Genomic DNA, 17,353 nt, shown 5'->3' on the forward strand with positions numbered 1-17,353 from the left:
ATAATATAAATATACTTGTTTATTGTGAATCCAATGAATTCTTCTTGATATCTGATTTCCTAATTTAAAAGCCCTTATTAATAAAAAATTTGGAGAAAGAAGTTCGCAGACTGAACAGGGGTTTGAAAGAACTGACTGAACAGGGGTTTGAAAGAACTATATGACAGGATTGCCGACAATCATTTCTCCTTCTTCTCCTGGCAGTACTTTCAATGAGGAGTATGCTTTCTTCAATCTCTTTTCAACAGATATACAGTCAGCAGTCCGAACACCGTCAGTCCTGCTGCACCGAATCCTGGCATTGCGCTCTCTATAGGTTCGGATTTCTCTTTTACCTTGATGGGCAGGTCAAGAGTATAGTCCTCTGCATTTTCAATATCATCTCCGAAATAATAAACGACCCGTCCTTTAACGTTGAAATCTCCTACCTGGGCCGACTCTATCCTTACTTCAATATCCCTGCCTTTTCCAGGTTCCAGTTCATATGTTGTGGTATACTGCCCTGCTCCGGACTGGACGAACTCGGAAGACGAGACAGTTGTTCCCGAAGGCGGGATAAGAATAACCTGAACGTTCATGGTAGGCTTTGTGATAAGGTTGACTGCCGAGAGTTTGAGCAGTATATCTTCTCCCAGAATAACCTCGGTCTTTTCTCCATGAAGGTCCACGCTTGCCGAAGGCGGGGCCTGCTGCGCGCTTTTGGATGAACCGGTTTTCTCCTGAGTGTCAGGTTGTGTATACCTGGAGTCCTCTACCCGCCTGTATTCGGTACGTTCGACTCTTATGTGTTTTGAATACCCTTTTTTTCTGTCCCCAGAAGACTCTGTCTGCGTAAAGTCTGAAGACCCTTCATCCTCCGAAGATTCCGTTTCATTGCTTTCAGCAACTTCTGCTTCCTGTTCTGTTTCCTTATACTCTGAAGATCCTGTTTCTGTGTACTCAGGATTATCTTTATCTGAAGGCTCGTTTTGCGCATTTCCTGAAGTGTCTGCTTCTTTATATTTATCTTCAGAAGTTCCTGTTCCAGTATCCTCTGGAACTTCTGCCTCCTTGATTTCCGTATAGTCAGAGATTTCTGTCCTGTTACCGGAGGAATAATCCAAATCTGTTGAGGTTTCGGATGAGGCATATGCGTTTATAATATTGCCTGCTAACAAGCAGCCTACTAAAACACATGCTATTAAAATTCTTAAAATTCTTAAAACACCCTTCTCAGGCATTCTACCACCTTTTTTAGCTGCTATTTACAGTTATCTTCGATTACAGTACCCAGTTAGAGCCTGCTAAAACAAATAAAAAAACGGGAAATCATGAATTTCCCTCTTAAAAGTTCTATTTAAGCTCTTTTCGCAGCTGGTTTATTTTCTTCTGACCATATATACGCCCAACAGCCCGATTCCCGCTATTATCGCGCCAAAGCCTGGAGCACTGAATGAACCCGAGCCTTCGGCATTTACCCCTGAGGTTTCTTCAAGCTCTGGAGCTTCTGTGGGATTTTTGGAGGGTTCCTCGACTGTAAAGGGATGAGTAAGTGAAATAGGGTTGTAATCGTCCTTGTTATCCCCGGGCCAGTAGAGACCTGCGAAATGTACGGTAGATGTACCTACCTTTTCTCCTTTTACGTCAATGTATATTGTCCTGGCATTTCCGGGAGGTACTGAAAATATGCCATAGACCGTACCTGCTGCACCTGCCTGCCCAAAACCCTGTCCGTATACGTGGATTCCGGAGGGTACGCTGATTCTTGCATCCACATTCAGGGTAACTTCATTGAGGGATGGGTTTTCTATATAAAGTTCAACAAGGCCATCTTCGTTTTCAGTAATGACGTCATTAACCGGTCGGAGGACTACAGTCGGGCCCACCCTGAATTTCTGTTCAGCTGCAGAAGTTGCATTTGTTTCATTTACAGCTTCGGTTACATTGACCAGACATGATTCGTTTACAGATGCTGATCCGTTGGTAGTCGAGACCTTTGATACAGATTTATTTGCTGTTGTGTTATTTCCTGCTGCTGCGGTAACGCACGGGAGTACAGCCCCAAAAATAAGGACTGAGAGTAACAGTATTGACAGATATTTTTTCATCCTCTACACCTCTTCCCAGGGGTATTACATCTGGAATTTTTTGGTGAATATGTTTTTCAAAAATTGACTGTGGTCTCTCCAGGAACTATTTCTTTCTCCAATAAGTACCTCCTTGGTTTATTGAGCCTATAGTTTAATTCACTTTCGGCTGTCACATTACAGTCTACCTGTGTGAATTCTGCCTTCCATTTACGGTATTTATAAAAACCGGATGATAACTCCTGTATTTATTCCGGTTTTTCCTGTGAGCCATTTGTTGAAACTTGTTAAAAAAATATATCTTGAGGTTGGAAGTATGGATGACAGTTTATTAAGAGTTGAGAACCACTACTTTTCCTGACTATTTCTCAGGTCTGCCGCTTACCTTAAAACGTTTTTTTTGTATGAAAATGAGAATTATGCAAACCTAGACTATCGATGAATACATTAACAAAGGTATCAATGCATCAAACAAAGGTATCAATGCATCAAGAAACCATACTTCTCTCTTAAGCGAAAAATCTGCAGAAAATATAGAGTACGGCAATCGGCCACAGTCACGGAGCATTACTTCTTACAGCTTACGAAGCAAGCGAGTATGATGACCTGTCCGCAGGTTCTGTTGACAGAATAGTGCCTGTTGATATTATTATTGCATATAATCCCTATAGTTCCGAGTTAATTTAGAATCAGAAGCAGGAATTTGATGCTATTTCGGAAAAGTATTGAAGACAGAGTTTCTAATGATAGTAGTATGGCAAGTATGATGTTCATTGCCTACCTCGCCTCTACTGAACCTGACTCCAGTTTTTATCTCCAGCCCGAACTTACAAACAGGCAGTTCTTCAGGCTCATGGCCAGCCACACATATAGTTTTTTCATGTATCCTTACATTTCTGACTATCACTACTGGAGCGGAGATTTTAGCGGTCTTTATTATGTTGATGAAAATTGGCTGCTTAATTTGACTCTGACCGGAGGAGCTGCCCCTCATACCCCTAAATACCTTGACCAGTATAATCAGGGGCATGGTAGTTTGTTAATCGATCACAATTCTCCTGAATTATGGACTCTTATAAATAAATGGATAAAAGATAATAAGAACCTGAAAAAGAAAAGTAAATAAGAAGAATTAAACAAATAAGTCCGGACAAAAAATGTTCTAATTATACTGTATTGACAACTCCTCAATTTCAGGAAACAAAAAAATTTAATAGAAGAGCTATGGATTCTGACCTCTCAGGTTGCAAGCCGTTCTGCTCTTCCGATACGTTCTGTTCTCAAAAGACCTCTCAGGAAATACCTTGCCCATAAAAAGAGCAATGTGGACCCTATTGCATTTCCTGCGATCATTCCCCACCAGACTCCTACCTGTCCGAGATCCAGGACAAAGGCAAAGAGGGCTGCAAAGAGCGGGGTAAATACCATGGTTCTCAACAGGGTTGCTGTCAGAGCATTTACTCCTCTGCCGGCTCCCTGGAAGAAAGAGGAGGAGAATATTCCGAGTGCAACAATAGGGTAGAAAAGACACATTACATGCAGGAAATGTGCGAGGTCTGCTGTGATATGTGCTCCTCCTTCAGCCTGAGTAAAGATCGAAGCTATCTGCGTGGCGAAAGTAAATATAAGGATGCCAGCTCCGCATTCCGTAAGGAAACCTAGTTTCGTTGAATAAGATAGAGCGGTTTTTGCTTTTATATAATCCCTTGACCCTATGGCAGCTCCTGACACCGAAACTACGGCTGTCGCTATCCCCATCAGGGGAGATATTGCGATTGTCGCTATTCTCCAGCCTGTGGAGTAAACTGCAACACCATCCGTACTGCTGACGCTGACAATAATAAAGTTCATAAAAAGCATTGACAGAGACATTGAAAGCTGCTCGGCAGAAGCAGGGATTGAAACGTTCAGTATATCTCTTATAATCCTTTTATCAAAGTGAAGGTCTTTGAAATTAAAACTGACATAGGTATCTTTTCTTAAAAATAGCCAGTTAGCCATTAAAAGAGCTGATACTGTGATAGAGATCACCGTAGCCCAGGCTGCACCTGCAATTCCCATTTTAAAGGTGTATATGAAAATAGGGTCAAGGACTATGTTCAGGACTGCACCAAGAATCATTGCCCTCATTGCCCGCTTTGAATCGCCTTCGGCTCTGAGGATGGAGTTTGCCACATTGGAAAAGAAAATGATGACACTTCCCAGGAATATAACACGGGCATACGCTACTGCAAGTTCTGTTGTTTTTCCTGCACCTGCAAGGGTAAAGAGCTGTGGGGCAAACATGTAGAAGGGAAGTGTAAAAACCAGCGCAAGCAAAAAGATTATAATCATTGTGTGAACGGCTACGTTATCTGCGCCTGCTTTATCTTTTGCCCCTATCCTGCGGGAGATTGCAGACCCTCCGCCTATCCCTATTCCGTTGGATAGAGCCATGCTAATAAAGAAAAACGGAAACACAAAACCCATTGCAGCAAGAGCATCCGCTCCGAGTCCTGAAACCCAGTAAGTATCGACAAGGCTGTAGATTGTCTGTACAAACATAGCCACAATCATAGGGATTGCCAATTTCACGATAGCTTTTTTCGGGTCTCCTTGGAGGGCTTTCACGCCGTCTGTTACTCTCCCCGAGTGCCCGGAAGCAATTTCATTTTTATAATGGTTATCTGTCATTTATTATAGCTTCCTTAAAGACTTCATCTTCCAGAATCACTCTTTAGCCTGTTTCATCACCTTTTTTCTAATCTGGTTTTTTCGCTTCCTTGTTGTCAATACCGGCTTTCTATGTACTGGCTTCTATGGACGGATCAATTTCCTGATTAAAAGTTTATAGTTCTAAGGATTCAAGAGTTTAAATTACCAATTCTTTGAAATTTCAGTGTTTCTGTTAACAGAGCTACCAACTACTGGAAAACTAAAAGATTCTGGGTCAACAAGTCTATAGGTTGGTTAGATTATTTGATTTTATATTGTTAGATTTCTAACTAATAGTTATATTTATAACTTTTCATGATTTCTCCGATTTTCCAGAATAAATCTGTTGTAGAGTTATCTGTCATTGCTCAAGACGTAGAGGTTGTCAAAAGGTAAGAAAAGTATCAAATAAGCAGTAATTTAAAAAATTTATAATGTTGGAGTCATGTATATTTATTAAATATCTTCTCTTAGTTCAGAATTTTTATCAGCACAGACAGTACAGGATGTTCCCGCCAGAAAAGCTGGCGGCATCTCTGCAAAAATAAAAAAGAACGCTAAAGAGAAGTCTCAATGAAGTATTTTTTTAGATCTTTCAGACCTTTAGCTCATCTTTTTATAACAATTTATACTCAAAATCCAGCTTATAGTTGTCACAGCCTTATAATTGCAAATAACCAGACTTTTATTTGATTGGAGTGCTAAAATTGTTTCAGGCAATTTTTGAGAGTATGGCATGGTATCTGTACTCATAGTACATTGATTTCACACACTCCATCTGGAAACCGTTTCTATGGGCAATTTTTCCAACCAGATGGGGGCTGTGTGAATTTCCTATTATATCACCTGGCTGGTTTCTCAAAAAAGCAAGTATTCTTCTTACGCAGCCGACATATGCTCTGACAAATATGTTCCAGGACATGAAATTATGTGAAAACCATCCGATTTTCCATAAATAATAAAGCTTAGGATCAATTATATCAAATAATACTATTTTCCCGTCTTTATTCAGATACTCGGAAGCATTGTGAATAAAATCTTCTAACTGTTCAGGTGTAAAGTACTGGACAACTTCGGTTGCTGTTATTCTGTCAAACTTCAGGTTTAATTCATCCCATATTGTCTTATCGTCAGCAAGGATTAAATCCACATTTCCATACTTCTGTTCCAGGATTTTTTTTTCCGCTTCAAATAGCATGGATCTGGAAAAATCAGATCCTATAACTTTTTCATACTTTGGTACATAGTGTATAAGAAGTTCTCCTGCCCCGCATCCAAAATCAAGGAGAGTTTTTCCTCCATTCAAGTGGAATAGCTTTTCGTTTGCCTCTTTAGTAAGAAATTCTTCAGTTGAAAACCTGTGTCCACCTTTCTTTTTATCTGAAAAGTACTCTTCCCAGGAGAACTCTGATCTTTTAAGTACTGACCCCATACTATCATCCCGTTCTTTACCCACCCTTCACATTTCCCGGTGATCCCCCGAAGAAACCAGGAAATTAAAGTTAAAGCTGGATATGATTACGAAGATTACGTCTTTTTAAAGCTTATAAAGGAAAATATAATTGTACTATTAATAATGTAGAATCTTATATAGGCTTTGAAATAATTGTTCTGAGAAGAATTCCTGTTCTATTCTATTGCCCGGTTTATGAGTACCGGTTATATAAAAAAACTCAAATTCAGAGCTTAAGAACTTCTGAATGGAAAGATATAACAATTAAAAGGAGAAATCTAAATCGTTTATTACCTTTGCTCATTTTTTCTACTATAAGAATTACAAATGCTTCAGCTTAAAACTACTTGAAATTAGTTTTTATTAGTTTTTATCTAGTTTTATCGTTTTTGGACTTAATCTGACCTTATCAAAACAGACTTCGTATTACTTTTTTCCGCCACACAGCACTGCTGCAGCCCTTACTGCACTCTCAGGTGTGAAAAAGACTGGCATTCCGGTTTTTGTAAATGCCGAAGCAAGTTCCCGGCTGAATTTCCCGCCTGGAGAGCTGATAAGAATGGGTTTTCCGCAGCTGTCAGCAAAGTCCCTGATTTTTCCAGCAACTCCTCCAGTAAGAAGAGGCGGACCCCAGAGCAAGCTGACAATTGCAAGGTCGTATTCTTCTGCAGGAGTCTCCTGCAAGGCAGCAACGTAATGTTCATTCCGTACACTGCCTGTCAGGTCCACAGGGTTTCTTACGGAAGCAAAAGCCGGAAGTTTTTCCTTCAATTTCTTTACTGCGGTTTCGGAAAGCTCAGGGACCCTGAGCCCTGCCTCTTCACAGGCATCGGCAATAGAAATTCCTATTCCTCCTCCATCAGTTATTATCAGGACCCTTTTTCCTTCTACAGGGGAATATCTGTTGAGGACTTTACAGGCATCTTTCAGCTCTTCGTAACTGGCAGCCTCAATTATGCCCGTTTTCCGAAAAGCGGCTTCATAGGCTTCATACATTCCGCTGATAGCACCTGTGTGAGAACTGGCTGCCCTTGCCCCCGGCTCCCTCTTCCCGACCTTGAGAGCTACTATAGGTTTCTTTTTTGCACAGCTGGAAGCGACTTCAAGAAATCTCCGCCCGTTTGCTACGGATTCAATGTAAAGGGCAACGGCTTTTGTGGCTTCGTCCCGTGCAAGGAATTCAAGGCAGTCGCTTTCGTCAACATCAACTTTATTTCCGTAACTTACGACCCTTGCAATGCCTGCTCCTTCATTTGCAAGTTCGTCCATAATCATAGCCGCAAAAGACCCGCTCTGCGTAAGTACGGAAACTCCGTCTCTGACAGGTCTTTCTATCTTTTCCCGTTCTATGAAAAAGGTGTCCACGTTTGAGACAGTATCATATATACCCAGGCAGTTAGGGCCCATAGCCCTGATGCCTTTTTCTTTTAAAAGAGCCTTCAGCTCATCTTCCATCTTTTTCCCGCCAAGTCCCGTTTCCCGAAATCCTGAGCTCACAATTATAGCTCCTTTTATGTTTTCCACATGGCCTCTCAGGACCTCAAGGACAGCTTTAGCCGGGACTGCAAAAATAGCAATATCAATTTTGTTTTCAATCTCTCCTGGAGTCGAATAACATTTGAGCCCCTCAATTTCTCTGTAACCGGGGTTTACAGGATAGATCTTTCCTTTAAATTTCATTTTCCTGAGGCTTTCCAGGATCGTATGGGAGAGTTTCTCAGGATTTGGAGACGCTCCTATCAGGGCTATGCTTTCAGGCTTGAAGAAAAAGTCAATACATTCTTCGGAACTCATTGATGCCTCCATGACAGTACAGATCCGTGCAGACCAATTGAGGCTGTTTTTGATACTTTTTTCTTTGGACCAGCAGGCTGGTGGCTCTATTTCCTGAAGTACATGCCTTGAAACATTACTCTGCAATCTATCTCGAGCCCTTCCCCTGCGTAATATTAGCTAGGGCTCGCTTGTATAAAACAGTTTCAATGTAAGGTAACCATGATTTCAGTCGGGAACTAGCAGTCTTTCCTTCGTGAACTCTTCCAGCGTTTAGTGATCACAGTACATACATATGGCTTTTTCGCACTCTTCGTTCTGGAACTTCCACTTTAGTCCCCAGCGTTTTATTGCCTGTATTATTTTTACGAAATCTGTCCCGCTTTCAGTAAGGTAATATTCGGATCTGGGTGGGTTTGAGGAGTCATCAATTCTTTTTGCGATCAAGCCTTCATTTTCAAGCTCCGTAAGCCTTTCCGAAAGGATTTTTGGGGTTATGTATCCGAGTTTTCTTTTCAGCTCATTGAAGCGCTTTTCCTTTTTCTCCCCTTTGTGAAGCTCAAGCAGGATATGGATAGTCCACCTTTTCCCAATGATATTCATTGTCTTATAGACTGTACAGTCTTTCATGGTATAAACATAGAAACTGTCTGATATATAAATTAGTATCTCTAATATACTGGTATCAAAAGGATACTATTATAAAATACAATTTTATAATAAAATCTTTTTAAATGATATGCCTCTATACATGATACAGTCCAGGCATGGTTTCATGAACTCCGGCTGTATGTATGAATTGTTTCTCAAAAATAAGCCGGAAGACTTTGCCTGCTCTGCTATGCAGCTGTCTGGCAGTCTGGGCATACCATAAAACTCCAGCTATAAAGATTAGGAGAAAGGATCAACCGTGAAAGATAATCTACCGGAAAAAGGCGCAATCGTTCAGAGAGACCGTGAGACATACGCAATAGCCCCGCACCTCCCGGGTGGAATCGTGGATCCCGATACTCTTATAAAAATCGGTGAAGTTGCGAAAAAGTACGGGGCAGTTGCCCTGAAAGCGACCTCTGCTCAGAGAATTGCCATCGTGGGTCTTAAAGAAGAAGACCTTGACAATGTCTGGGCTGACCTGGACATGAAACCCGGAGCAGCAATAGGTCTTTGCGTTAGAAGCGTTAAATTCTGTCCGGGGACTACTTTCTGCAAGCAGGGTAAACAGGATGCTGTAAGCCTGGGTCGCAAACTGGACGAGAAATATCACGGAATGCCGATGCCTTCCAAACTTAAAATCGGAGTTAGCGGTTGTCCAAATTCATGCGCCGAACCTGCTATCAAGGACATAGGAGTAATGGGCACAGCAAAAGGATACAACCTCATGGTTGGCGGCTCTGCTGCTGCAATGCCAAGGCTTGCCCAGGTTGTAGCAAAGGACCTTTCCGAAGCCGAGGTTCTTGAAGTCGTGGATAGAATCCTTAACTTCTATAAAAACTCCGGCACAAAAAAGAGGCTTGGAAAGTTTATTGAAGATATGGGTCTGGATGAGTTTAAAAAACAGATAGGATTAGTTTAAAAAACAGGTAGGGTTGTAACTTACACGTTAAGTTACATATCTTTTGCCTTACGGATGTTTTATTAAGACACTGGCATCTGTTATTTAACCGCAAATCTGTGTGGTGTGTTTCCTCTGTAAATCTCGAGCTTTATTTCCTTTCAGGGCTTGAGGTTAGGACTCTCAAGGCTCGGGCAGAGGAAATTCAGCAAGAAAACGGCTGGTTTAGAGACTGATTTAATAAGTTCATAGCAGTCAGAAAGGGGAAAGTTGAATGAAAGTTATTGAGATGAAATCCTCACCGGAAAAGCCTAACCCTCACAATGTGAGCGTACGGATGCTCTATGATACAGAACATGCCCAGGTGGTACATATCGAACTCAAACCAGGGGAAACTTTGAAAAAGCACATTACACCTGTAGATGTATTTTTCTATATTCTTGAGGGAAAAGGTATAGTTGAGATAGGGGATGAGCAGGAAGAAGTAAGCAGAGACATGTTGATCGAAAGCCCTGCAAAGGTTCCCCATCGGCTTCTGAATCCCGGAGATAGAATTTTCAGAGTACTTGTTGTAAAAGTCCCGAGGCAGACTGAGCCCACCCGCCTGCTGTAAAATTGAGTTCATAAAGTTGTTAAAGGACTGTCAAACATTGACCGAGAAGACAAAACCAGCAAAAATCGCGGTTATACGCTGCGATATAGTCTCTGAGGCCTGTCCTGGAGTGGGCTGTTTCAAAGCTTTCAATGAGAGGAAGTTCCACTTTAAGGAATACGATGGAGAAGCGCAGATAATTGCTTTCTTTACATGCGGTGGCTGCTCTGGCAGAAGGGTTTACCGCCTGCTGAATGCTCTGAAGAAACATGACCTCGATGTCGTGCACCTGAGCTCCTGCATGCTCATGGAAGACAGTTATCCGAAATGTCCCAATATTGATACTATCAAAAAGACGATTCAGGATGCGGGTATAAAAGTGGTGGAAGGAACGCACCACTGAATATATTTTAAAAAAGATGCTTATTGCAACAAATAAATCAAAAACCAAGATAAGTAAAAAACAAGTGAGGGAAACATGTCTACAGAAGAGAACAAAGCAATAGTTCACCGATTCTTTGAAGAAGGCCCTTCTAAAGGAAATCTGAGTATTGCTGATGAATTGTTGTCACCTGATTTCACTTTACATGTTCCTCTTCCTGCTTCTCCAGGGATCGAGGGAATTAATGAAGTAATTACTGCATGCAGGGCAGCCTTCGAGCACCTTAAAGTTACAATTGAGGACATGGTTGCCGAGGGTAACAATGTGACTGCTCGTTTCACAGCTCGCGGTATACATAAAGGGAATTTTATGGGGTTACCGGCTACAGGAAAGCCAATAACTCTGACCGGTATAGAGATTTTTCGCATTAAAGATGGTAAAATTGCTGAGTTATGGGGTGAGGCTAACCTCCTTGGTCTGATGCAACAGCTCGGGATTATTCCTGTGCCTGTGAACCAGGGTTAAGTTTCATCAGATGCGCCTATCTTCTTAAATTATTTTATTCATCTGAAAATCCGTGGTAAAACACAACTTACGAATAAGCCAGGGTAGTAATATGAGTAATGATACAACTCGGGACCGGAATACAGAAGAAGATGAAAATTACGAAGGTGCAAATCCTGAGCTTCAGGACCTTCCTCTTCCCAAAACAGATAGTATGCTGTATTTGATTCTGAACTCTTTAAATCAGAATATAGCAAACTTTAATGCATATTTAAAATTTAAGAACTATATCTCTGAAGACAGCTTAAATGCCGAGCTCTTGAAAAGAAGCATGGGTATCCACAGAGATTTCTCTGCTCTTTTTTTGCACACCAAAGAAGAACTGGTATTCATTTATCCGGAACTTCTGGAGAAAGCAGAAAGAATACTATTCAAAGGGGAAGCAGGCACTGACTTCATAAAGTATACCTGCAAAATGAGCAAAATAATAGATGATTACAAAACCGTGCTGTACAGGGAAGGTTATTTACCGGATTTTAAACGGCAGTTAATGTTAACAGATACTTGATTCGCTATGTATCTCAACAATTTTTTTATAAAAAGCTAAACAAGAAGGGGGTCAATTTTCATGGTAAAACGAACAATTATTAAAATTGATGAGGAAAAATGCACAGGCTGTGGAAAATGTGTTGCACCCTGTGCTGAAGGCGCCATTCAAATAATCAATGGAAAAGCAAAAGTCGTATCCGAGGAACTCTGCGACGGTATGGGGTACTGCATCGGTATCTGTCCCGAGGGCGCTCTTTCTATTGAAGAAAGGCATACAGTTGAATTCAACAGGGAAAAAGCCGAGTCCCAGCCTAAAAAGCAAGATATCTCAATTCGCTGCTTCCAGTGCGGAGCCGGAGAAGATACCCACTATCTCATGCCCCTCAGGCACAATATGGAGAGCATCTGGGTCTGTACTCGCTGCCTGCCTAAGTTGATTCACGGCTAACACTTTACCTTTTATCCGTAGTCCTCTTGAGCGCAGCGAAAAGGACCTCGTTCTCCCAAAGCGAAATTCGGGATGGAGAGCATCTGGGTCTGTACTCGCTGCCTGCCCAGATTAATCCATGGTTAATCTATTTCCTTAAAAAGCTCCAATTTTTTCTTTTCCCGTCCTTCACCTTTGTGAACTCGAATCCGAAGCTCAGGAATAGATAAATAATATGCACATAGATTCTAATGTAACTTCAAATGGGGGTTAACCAATATGGAAGAGCATAAAGACCTGGAACACGAAGAATTACTGGAAAGTATGAGTGAAAAACTGGGTTTTACTCCGCATATCCTCGAAATTCTCGGAGACCTTGACGGTGAATCATTAAAAAAATATAACAGATGCAACAAAAAACTGCTGTCAGACGGTGCCCTGCCTGCAAAGGTAAAAATTTTGGTAGCTCTTGCAGTCGTCGCATCCAAACAATGTGAAAGATGTACTGTTGTACAGATGCAGAGTGCCCTCAAGAACGGTGCTACCAAAGAAGAAATAATGGAACTTATGGATGTCATATTCATAACCTCGGGGGCTCCTGCCGTAGCAGCTTGTAGAGATGCGCTAAAACTACTCAAATAAAAATCAAATAAAACTGAAAAACTGAGAAAATTGAAATATAGATTTAATCTCCTCAGTTCGGAAACACTTTTCTGGAATTTTCCAATAACAGAAACATTTCTTGCATAAGGCGCAGGTCTTTCTCTGCATCTTATGCATGTCTTTTTTCGAAACTGTTTTAAGATATTAGAGCCCAGATTTCCCCATGCAGAATGAACGACTCCTGCAGGAAGTTGGTCTTAATGCTTATGAAGCAGCTGCCTATCTTTCTTTGTTGAAACTCGGTGTTTCCGAAGCAAGTGCCATATACAGGGATTCAGAGGTACCCTATGGGAAAATCTACACTGTCCTTGAGTCTCTGGCCGGAAAAGGCTTTGTGGAAGTCCAGGCTTCAAGGCCAAAAAAGTTCAGAGCAGTCGACCCCGAGCTTTCTCTGGACACTATTTTTGAGAGGAAAAAAGCTGAAATCGAAAGGGAGATGGCGGTTTTAAAAGCCTCTATAGAAGAAGCAAAACAGGCCCTGAAAGCTGTTCCTAATCAAAAACGAAAGGATGAGATCTTCTGGACTACAGCTATCACCGAATCCGAAATTAAAAAATTTGCTGTTTCTATTTATGGAGAAGTAAAAAAATCAATTTGCATCATTCCCCCTATCTTCGGAATCCCAATTGTTTTCTACCTGCTTCCGGAAATAACAAAGGCTATTGACAAGGGAGTCAGGATCAGGCTGATGGTTTCTCCGCGTTTCAGGGCTCTCACCTCCATGCTTTCCAACCAGGAGGGAGAAATTCTTGAAAAACTGAAAAAAGGTCTTGATATCAGGCTGGTCCAGAATTTCAACTCCTGTTTCGGGATTGCCGATGACAGCATAGTTGTTCTTTTCCAGCCCCATCCGGCAGACCGTGACAGGGTACTTTCGGTAGTGAAAATCCGGGACGCAGGGCTTGCAAAAAACCTGAAAGATGAGTTTGAACTTCTCTGGAGTGCAGGAGAGAAGCTTGACCTTCAGGAGGAACTGGAAGAGCCGCAGAGACTGAGGAAGAAAAATCCGAAAAACTAAAAATTCAGATTTTTCAGATTTTCAAACTTTCAGATTGGTTAATCAAAAAATTATTATTACCATCCCCCCAATTAACCTTCAGATGATTATAGGCATGATGGGGCCGGAAGGCTCATATTCGGAAAGGGCTGCAAAACTATGGGCTCTGAAAAATGGCCTGAGGGATGTAGAGTTTCGTTACTTTGCAGATATCGAAGATGCTTTCCTGGCTGCGGTTAAAGGAAAAGCAGATATCTCCGTAATCCCTGTAGAAAACTCCATAGAGGGTTCGGTAGGGGTTACCCTCGATCTCCTTCTTGAAAACGGGGCTGTGATTATTGGAGAAATAGTCGTCAAAATCGAGCACTGCCTTCTCTCAAAAGGCGGGCCCGAGAAGATCAGGGTCATTCTTTCTCATCCCCAGGGGCTTGCCCAGTGCAGGCATTTCCTGAAAAAACATTTTCCCGAAGCTGAACTTCGGAGTACGGGCAGCACTTCCCATGCAGCCAGGCTGGCAGGGGAATTTGAGGAAATGGCAGCAATTGCGTCCCCTGAGGCTGCAGAGCGCTATGGGCTCAAAATCCTGCTCTCAAATGTCCAGGACAGGAAAGAAAACTATACCCGTTTTCTTGTTATTCGGAGTGAAAAAAAGATTCCATCGGACCGGACTCAGGGAGGTGCGGGAGTTGATATGGAGTCATACTCTGACTCCTGCATGAGTTCAGGACACAGGCTGCATTCCGAATCCGGAGCCGGGATAGAAAGGACAGGTCTTTCTGCCTGCAAAACATCTCTCATCGTATATCTGGAAAAAGACAGGCCAGGAGCATTATATGAACTTCTGGGAGCTTTTGCAAAAAGAGGAATTAATCTTACAAAAATAGAGTCCAGGCCTTCTAAAAAAGAGCTCGGAGACTACTACTTCTATATCGATTTTGAAGGTCATACGGGCGATGCACTTATAAAAGATGCCCTGGAAGATATAAAATCAAAAGCCGGCACAAAATCAAAATCCAACGCCTTAAAAGTGCTGGGTTCCTACCCGGCTTTTAAAAACTCAGGCTCGGCAAGCGTAAATACAGAGACACAGGAGACACAATAAAAGTGCTACAGGAGACACAATAAAGTGCTTTCTGGCGGTAGAGTTACTCAGCATCAGACTTCCGGATAACCAGGAAGCCTTCCAGGTTCATAAATGAGTTTCCGGTTCAGAAAAAGGAGTCTGGCACGGATACATTGCAGGAAGATACTTATGAAGGGAACCTGCTTACGGAATGTATACCTTACATTTATATAGTATCTTTATATAGTATCTTTTTGTAATATCTTCCTACAGTATCTTTATATGTCTTTATCTATCTTTATATAACAGTCTTAAGTATAATAACGCCGGAATATTCGGTTGCGGAAGGGAGCAAAATGGCTCTGGAGATTGAAAATATTGTAAACAAATATGAATCGGTTCTGAAAAAATATAGAGGACTCTATGTTTTCGCAGACCTTCTTGCAACGTTTCTGGTTCTCTACGCCCTTTTTGTGCTCCTGAACATGAGAGATATTTTTTTGATGTTTACCACCTTCGAGCCCTATACAGGTGCAAAATACGGCATTCTTGGTTTTGAGATTGTCTTTGAGACCCTGGGGCTGATTATTCTTGACTTTGTCCTTTCTCTCATACTCACAGCAATCAGATATTACAGGTCTGAAAAGAAAGACGCGATTTCCCTGATTGAAGAAAAATACCCCGTGCTCAAGGAGAGAATGAGGACAGCATATGATAACCGGGATACGGATAACATTATTGTGCGCGACCTGATAGGCGGCGTCATAATAGACTCCAAGCCCGTGAAATCCTCTGCCTTCCTTAACAGAAAAAAACTTAAAAAAGATGTTCTGGTAACCTTCTTTGCTGTCGCGGTTCTGGCATATGTTGCCCTGACCGGGTATCAGACAACTCTCAGCCCTACAGACTTCAGTGAAGTTATCGAGAGCATTCCCTTCCCTGGTTCGGGTTCGGATCTCGTTTCTGTAGAGGAAAACGGTGGTACTTCCGCAGACCCTGGCAATGAAGAGCTTTTTGGAGAACCTGCCGTTATAGTAGTTGAGGGCAGGGATATAGACTTAAAGATACCTCCGGGTGTGGGACAGGGATTTACGAGCCAGGAAGAAGGAGAACAGAATAACGGATCATTTGTTCAGTCGGATATCTACAACCCGGAAGCCATTGCTTCTCAGACTTATTATGAGAACCTTCCCGAGGGGTACAGGAGTGTTATCCGGAGTTACTTTGAACAGCTTGCAGAAGAATGATATGAAAATCGCCTTAAGTTAGACTTACCGGCAGTTTTAGACTTACCTCTATTCAGTTTAATTGAAACTTACCTGTATTCATTTACCTGTATTCATTTAATTGAAAGTTATCGGAAAGCAGTTTTTGAATAACAGACTGTATAAATCAACAGCTGTATCTGAAGTAACAGTCAGGCTGTTTTTAAAAACACTCTGTTGCAGGAAAGGATATGGTTCAGTAGAGCGGGCGTCGCCGCAAAAAACAGCAATTCAAAGGGTGAAGCAGATATGAATGAGAATAGTACCGATTCGGGGCAGGCCTCCACGACCTACCAGAACGCAGGCAGGATTTTTAAAAGTTTCTTTGAAGAGATCGGAAATGTCATAGTGGGTCAGAACAGGGTAGTGGAACAGATCATAATCTCAATCCTCTGTGAAGGGCACGCCCTTGTGGAAAGCAATCCCGGGCTTGGAAAGACCCTGATGATCTCCACGATTTCAAAGGCAATGAACCTCAAGTTCAGCAGAATTCAGTGTACCCCTGACCTGATGCCTTCGGATATCACAGGAACCAATGTGATTCTGGAGACAGATCACAAAAAAGAGTTCAAATTTGAACCCGGACCTGTTTTTGCAAACATTGTACTTGCAGATGAGGTCAACCGTGCTTCCCCGAAAACCCAGTCTGCCCTGCTCGAAGCCATGCAGGAAAAACAGGTAACTGTCGGAAACGATACCTTCCTGCTTGACCGCCCTTTCTTCATTCTTGCTACCCAGAACCCCATAGAAATGGAGGGAACCTACCCCCTTCCCGAAGCCCAGTTAGACCGTTTCCTCCTGAAGATCCTTGTAGACTATCCTTCCTTTGAAGAAGAAATGGAGATCATAAACCGTTACACAAAGTCAGAAACCCCGAGGATTACCAAGGGCCTTGACAAATCCACACTTCTCGATCTGCAGAAACTTACCAGGCAGGTCCCTATCTCGGAAGAGCTCAAGGAGCGCGTCCTTAATATTGTGGCAATGACCCGTAAAGACAAAGAGCATATTGAGTATGGAGCTTCTCCTCGCGCCTCAATTGGCCTTATTCTTGCAGCAAAAGCGAGAGCCCTTATACAGGGCAGGAACTTTGTGAGCAAAGAGGACATTGATTACATGGCTTACCCTGTCCTCCGCCACAGGCTTATCCTTACCTTCGAAGCCGAAAGAAGCGGAATGACCCCTGATCAGGCGATTGAAGAAATTTTAAAGAAGGTTAAATGAAACAGGTAAAAATGAAACAGGTAAATATCCGAAGTGAGAGCTGACAGACACGTTGGAGTCTGAAAGACCTGTAATTGAGCAGGTTCTTAGAACAAAGCCGTAAAGGATAACAAGAAAAAAACTAAAACCCCCCGGGTTTTTCAGGTCCG

General features: G+C 42.1%; 18 protein-coding genes. 12 read left to right on the forward strand and 6 right to left on the reverse strand.

Going from position 1 to position 17,353, the window contains the following annotated elements; genetic code table 11:
* Nucleotides 1-230: 230 nt before the first annotated feature.
* Nucleotides 231-1,220 (reverse strand): hypothetical protein, encoded by a 990-nt coding sequence (locus MSHOH_RS05685; RefSeq protein ID WP_048138043.1) that lies wholly within the window; start codon nt 1,218-1,220, stop codon nt 231-233.
* Nucleotides 1,221-1,358: 138 nt separating this feature from the next.
* Nucleotides 1,359-2,087 carry a PGF-CTERM sorting domain-containing protein gene (locus MSHOH_RS05690; RefSeq protein WP_048138044.1) on the reverse strand — a complete coding sequence of 243 codons (729 nt, stop codon included), beginning with the start codon at nt 2,085-2,087 and terminating at the stop codon, nt 1,359-1,361.
* Between the two features lie 733 nt (nt 2,088-2,820).
* Between MSHOH_RS05690 and MSHOH_RS24570 the strand changes: the two genes are divergently transcribed.
* Nucleotides 2,821-3,192 carry a hypothetical protein gene (locus MSHOH_RS24570; RefSeq protein ID WP_204245390.1) on the forward strand — a complete coding sequence of 124 codons (372 nt, stop codon included), beginning with the start codon at nt 2,821-2,823 and terminating at the stop codon, nt 3,190-3,192.
* Between the two features lie 113 nt (nt 3,193-3,305).
* Here MSHOH_RS24570 and MSHOH_RS05700 read toward each other — a convergent pair whose 3' ends face one another.
* The 4 genes from MSHOH_RS05700 to MSHOH_RS05715 form a co-directional block, all read right to left on the reverse strand.
* Nucleotides 3,306-4,739: an MATE family efflux transporter gene (locus MSHOH_RS05700; protein ID WP_048138045.1), complete on the reverse strand. Its 1,434-nt coding sequence runs from the start codon at nt 4,737-4,739 to the stop codon at nt 3,306-3,308.
* A gap of 733 nt (nt 4,740-5,472) precedes the next feature.
* Nucleotides 5,473-6,192: a class I SAM-dependent methyltransferase gene (locus MSHOH_RS05705; RefSeq protein WP_048138047.1), complete on the reverse strand. Its 720-nt coding sequence runs from the start codon at nt 6,190-6,192 to the stop codon at nt 5,473-5,475.
* A gap of 447 nt (nt 6,193-6,639) precedes the next feature.
* Complete coding sequence (locus MSHOH_RS05710; RefSeq protein WP_239451244.1) at nt 6,640-8,133, reverse strand: acetate--CoA ligase family protein; 1,494 nt, start codon at nt 8,131-8,133, stop codon at nt 6,640-6,642.
* A gap of 126 nt (nt 8,134-8,259) precedes the next feature.
* Nucleotides 8,260-8,616: a winged helix-turn-helix transcriptional regulator gene (locus MSHOH_RS05715; protein WP_048138049.1), complete on the reverse strand. Its 357-nt coding sequence runs from the start codon at nt 8,614-8,616 to the stop codon at nt 8,260-8,262.
* Between the two features lie 280 nt (nt 8,617-8,896).
* On the opposite strand from MSHOH_RS05715, the gene MSHOH_RS05720 reads away from it, so the two are divergent.
* From MSHOH_RS05720 to MSHOH_RS05770, 11 genes are all read left to right on the forward strand, one after another.
* The gene (locus MSHOH_RS05720; protein ID WP_048138051.1) at nt 8,897-9,559 is read left to right on the forward strand and encodes a nitrite/sulfite reductase domain-containing protein; all 663 of its coding nucleotides are present in this window, start codon (nt 8,897-8,899) and stop codon (nt 9,557-9,559) included.
* A 253-nt stretch (nt 9,560-9,812) separates the two neighbouring features.
* The gene (locus MSHOH_RS05725; RefSeq protein ID WP_048138052.1) at nt 9,813-10,151 is read left to right on the forward strand and encodes a cupin domain-containing protein; all 339 of its coding nucleotides are present in this window, start codon (nt 9,813-9,815) and stop codon (nt 10,149-10,151) included.
* Nucleotides 10,152-10,188: 37 nt separating this feature from the next.
* Entirely contained in the window at nt 10,189-10,533 is a 345-nt protein-coding gene (locus tag MSHOH_RS05730) for a CGGC domain-containing protein (protein ID WP_048138053.1), read from the forward strand.
* A 75-nt stretch (nt 10,534-10,608) separates the two neighbouring features.
* Complete coding sequence (locus MSHOH_RS05735; protein ID WP_048138054.1) at nt 10,609-11,037, forward strand: ester cyclase; 429 nt, start codon at nt 10,609-10,611, stop codon at nt 11,035-11,037.
* Between the two features lie 91 nt (nt 11,038-11,128).
* Entirely contained in the window at nt 11,129-11,584 is a 456-nt protein-coding gene (locus tag MSHOH_RS05740; RefSeq protein WP_048138057.1) for a hypothetical protein, read from the forward strand.
* A gap of 60 nt (nt 11,585-11,644) precedes the next feature.
* A complete protein-coding gene (locus MSHOH_RS05745) occupies nt 11,645-12,013 on the forward strand; it encodes an ATP-binding protein (protein WP_048138059.1) in 369 nt (122 codons plus the stop codon).
* Nucleotides 12,014-12,271: 258 nt separating this feature from the next.
* Nucleotides 12,272-12,634, forward strand: coding sequence for a carboxymuconolactone decarboxylase family protein (locus MSHOH_RS05750; protein WP_048138061.1), 363 nt, complete (start codon nt 12,272-12,274; stop codon nt 12,632-12,634).
* A 184-nt stretch (nt 12,635-12,818) separates the two neighbouring features.
* A complete protein-coding gene (locus MSHOH_RS05755; RefSeq protein WP_048138062.1) occupies nt 12,819-13,673 on the forward strand; it encodes a TrmB family transcriptional regulator in 855 nt (284 codons plus the stop codon).
* Nucleotides 13,674-13,755: 82 nt separating this feature from the next.
* Nucleotides 13,756-14,754, forward strand: a complete 999-nt coding sequence (locus tag MSHOH_RS05760; protein ID WP_048143220.1) for a prephenate dehydratase — start codon at nt 13,756-13,758, stop codon at nt 14,752-14,754.
* 317 nt (nt 14,755-15,071) lie between these two features.
* Nucleotides 15,072-15,962: a DUF7502 family protein gene (locus MSHOH_RS05765; protein ID WP_048138064.1), complete on the forward strand. Its 891-nt coding sequence runs from the start codon at nt 15,072-15,074 to the stop codon at nt 15,960-15,962.
* A 267-nt stretch (nt 15,963-16,229) separates the two neighbouring features.
* Nucleotides 16,230-17,204, forward strand: coding sequence for an AAA family ATPase (locus MSHOH_RS05770; RefSeq protein ID WP_048143221.1), 975 nt, complete (start codon nt 16,230-16,232; stop codon nt 17,202-17,204).
* Nucleotides 17,205-17,353 lie beyond the last annotated feature (149 nt).

Source organism: Methanosarcina horonobensis HB-1 = JCM 15518 (assembly GCF_000970285.1).
Classification (GTDB): domain Archaea; phylum Halobacteriota; class Methanosarcinia; order Methanosarcinales; family Methanosarcinaceae; genus Methanosarcina; species Methanosarcina horonobensis.

Coding starts and splice junctions, on each gene's coding strand:
- MSHOH_RS05740 (WP_048138057.1), top strand. CDS start 11,129: ATGAGTAATGATACAACTCGGGACCGGAATACAGAAGAAGATGAAAAT.
- MSHOH_RS05700 (WP_048138045.1), bottom strand. CDS start 4,739: ATGACAGATAACCATTATAAAAATGAAATTGCTTCCGGGCACTCGGGG.
- MSHOH_RS05715 (WP_048138049.1), bottom strand. CDS start 8,616: ATGAAAGACTGTACAGTCTATAAGACAATGAATATCATTGGGAAAAGG.
- MSHOH_RS05765 (WP_048138064.1), top strand. CDS start 15,072: ATGGCTCTGGAGATTGAAAATATTGTAAACAAATATGAATCGGTTCTG.
- MSHOH_RS05745 (WP_048138059.1), top strand. CDS start 11,645: ATGGTAAAACGAACAATTATTAAAATTGATGAGGAAAAATGCACAGGC.
- MSHOH_RS05760 (WP_048143220.1), top strand. CDS start 13,756: ATGATTATAGGCATGATGGGGCCGGAAGGCTCATATTCGGAAAGGGCT.
- MSHOH_RS05690 (WP_048138044.1), bottom strand. CDS start 2,087: ATGAAAAAATATCTGTCAATACTGTTACTCTCAGTCCTTATTTTTGGG.
- MSHOH_RS05705 (WP_048138047.1), bottom strand. CDS start 6,192: ATGGGGTCAGTACTTAAAAGATCAGAGTTCTCCTGGGAAGAGTACTTT.
- MSHOH_RS05770 (WP_048143221.1), top strand. CDS start 16,230: ATGAATGAGAATAGTACCGATTCGGGGCAGGCCTCCACGACCTACCAG.
- MSHOH_RS05725 (WP_048138052.1), top strand. CDS start 9,813: ATGAAAGTTATTGAGATGAAATCCTCACCGGAAAAGCCTAACCCTCAC.
- MSHOH_RS05735 (WP_048138054.1), top strand. CDS start 10,609: ATGTCTACAGAAGAGAACAAAGCAATAGTTCACCGATTCTTTGAAGAA.
- MSHOH_RS05755 (WP_048138062.1), top strand. CDS start 12,819: ATGCAGAATGAACGACTCCTGCAGGAAGTTGGTCTTAATGCTTATGAA.
- MSHOH_RS05750 (WP_048138061.1), top strand. CDS start 12,272: ATGGAAGAGCATAAAGACCTGGAACACGAAGAATTACTGGAAAGTATG.
- MSHOH_RS24570 (WP_204245390.1), top strand. CDS start 2,821: ATGGCAAGTATGATGTTCATTGCCTACCTCGCCTCTACTGAACCTGAC.
- MSHOH_RS05685 (WP_048138043.1), bottom strand. CDS start 1,220: ATGCCTGAGAAGGGTGTTTTAAGAATTTTAAGAATTTTAATAGCATGT.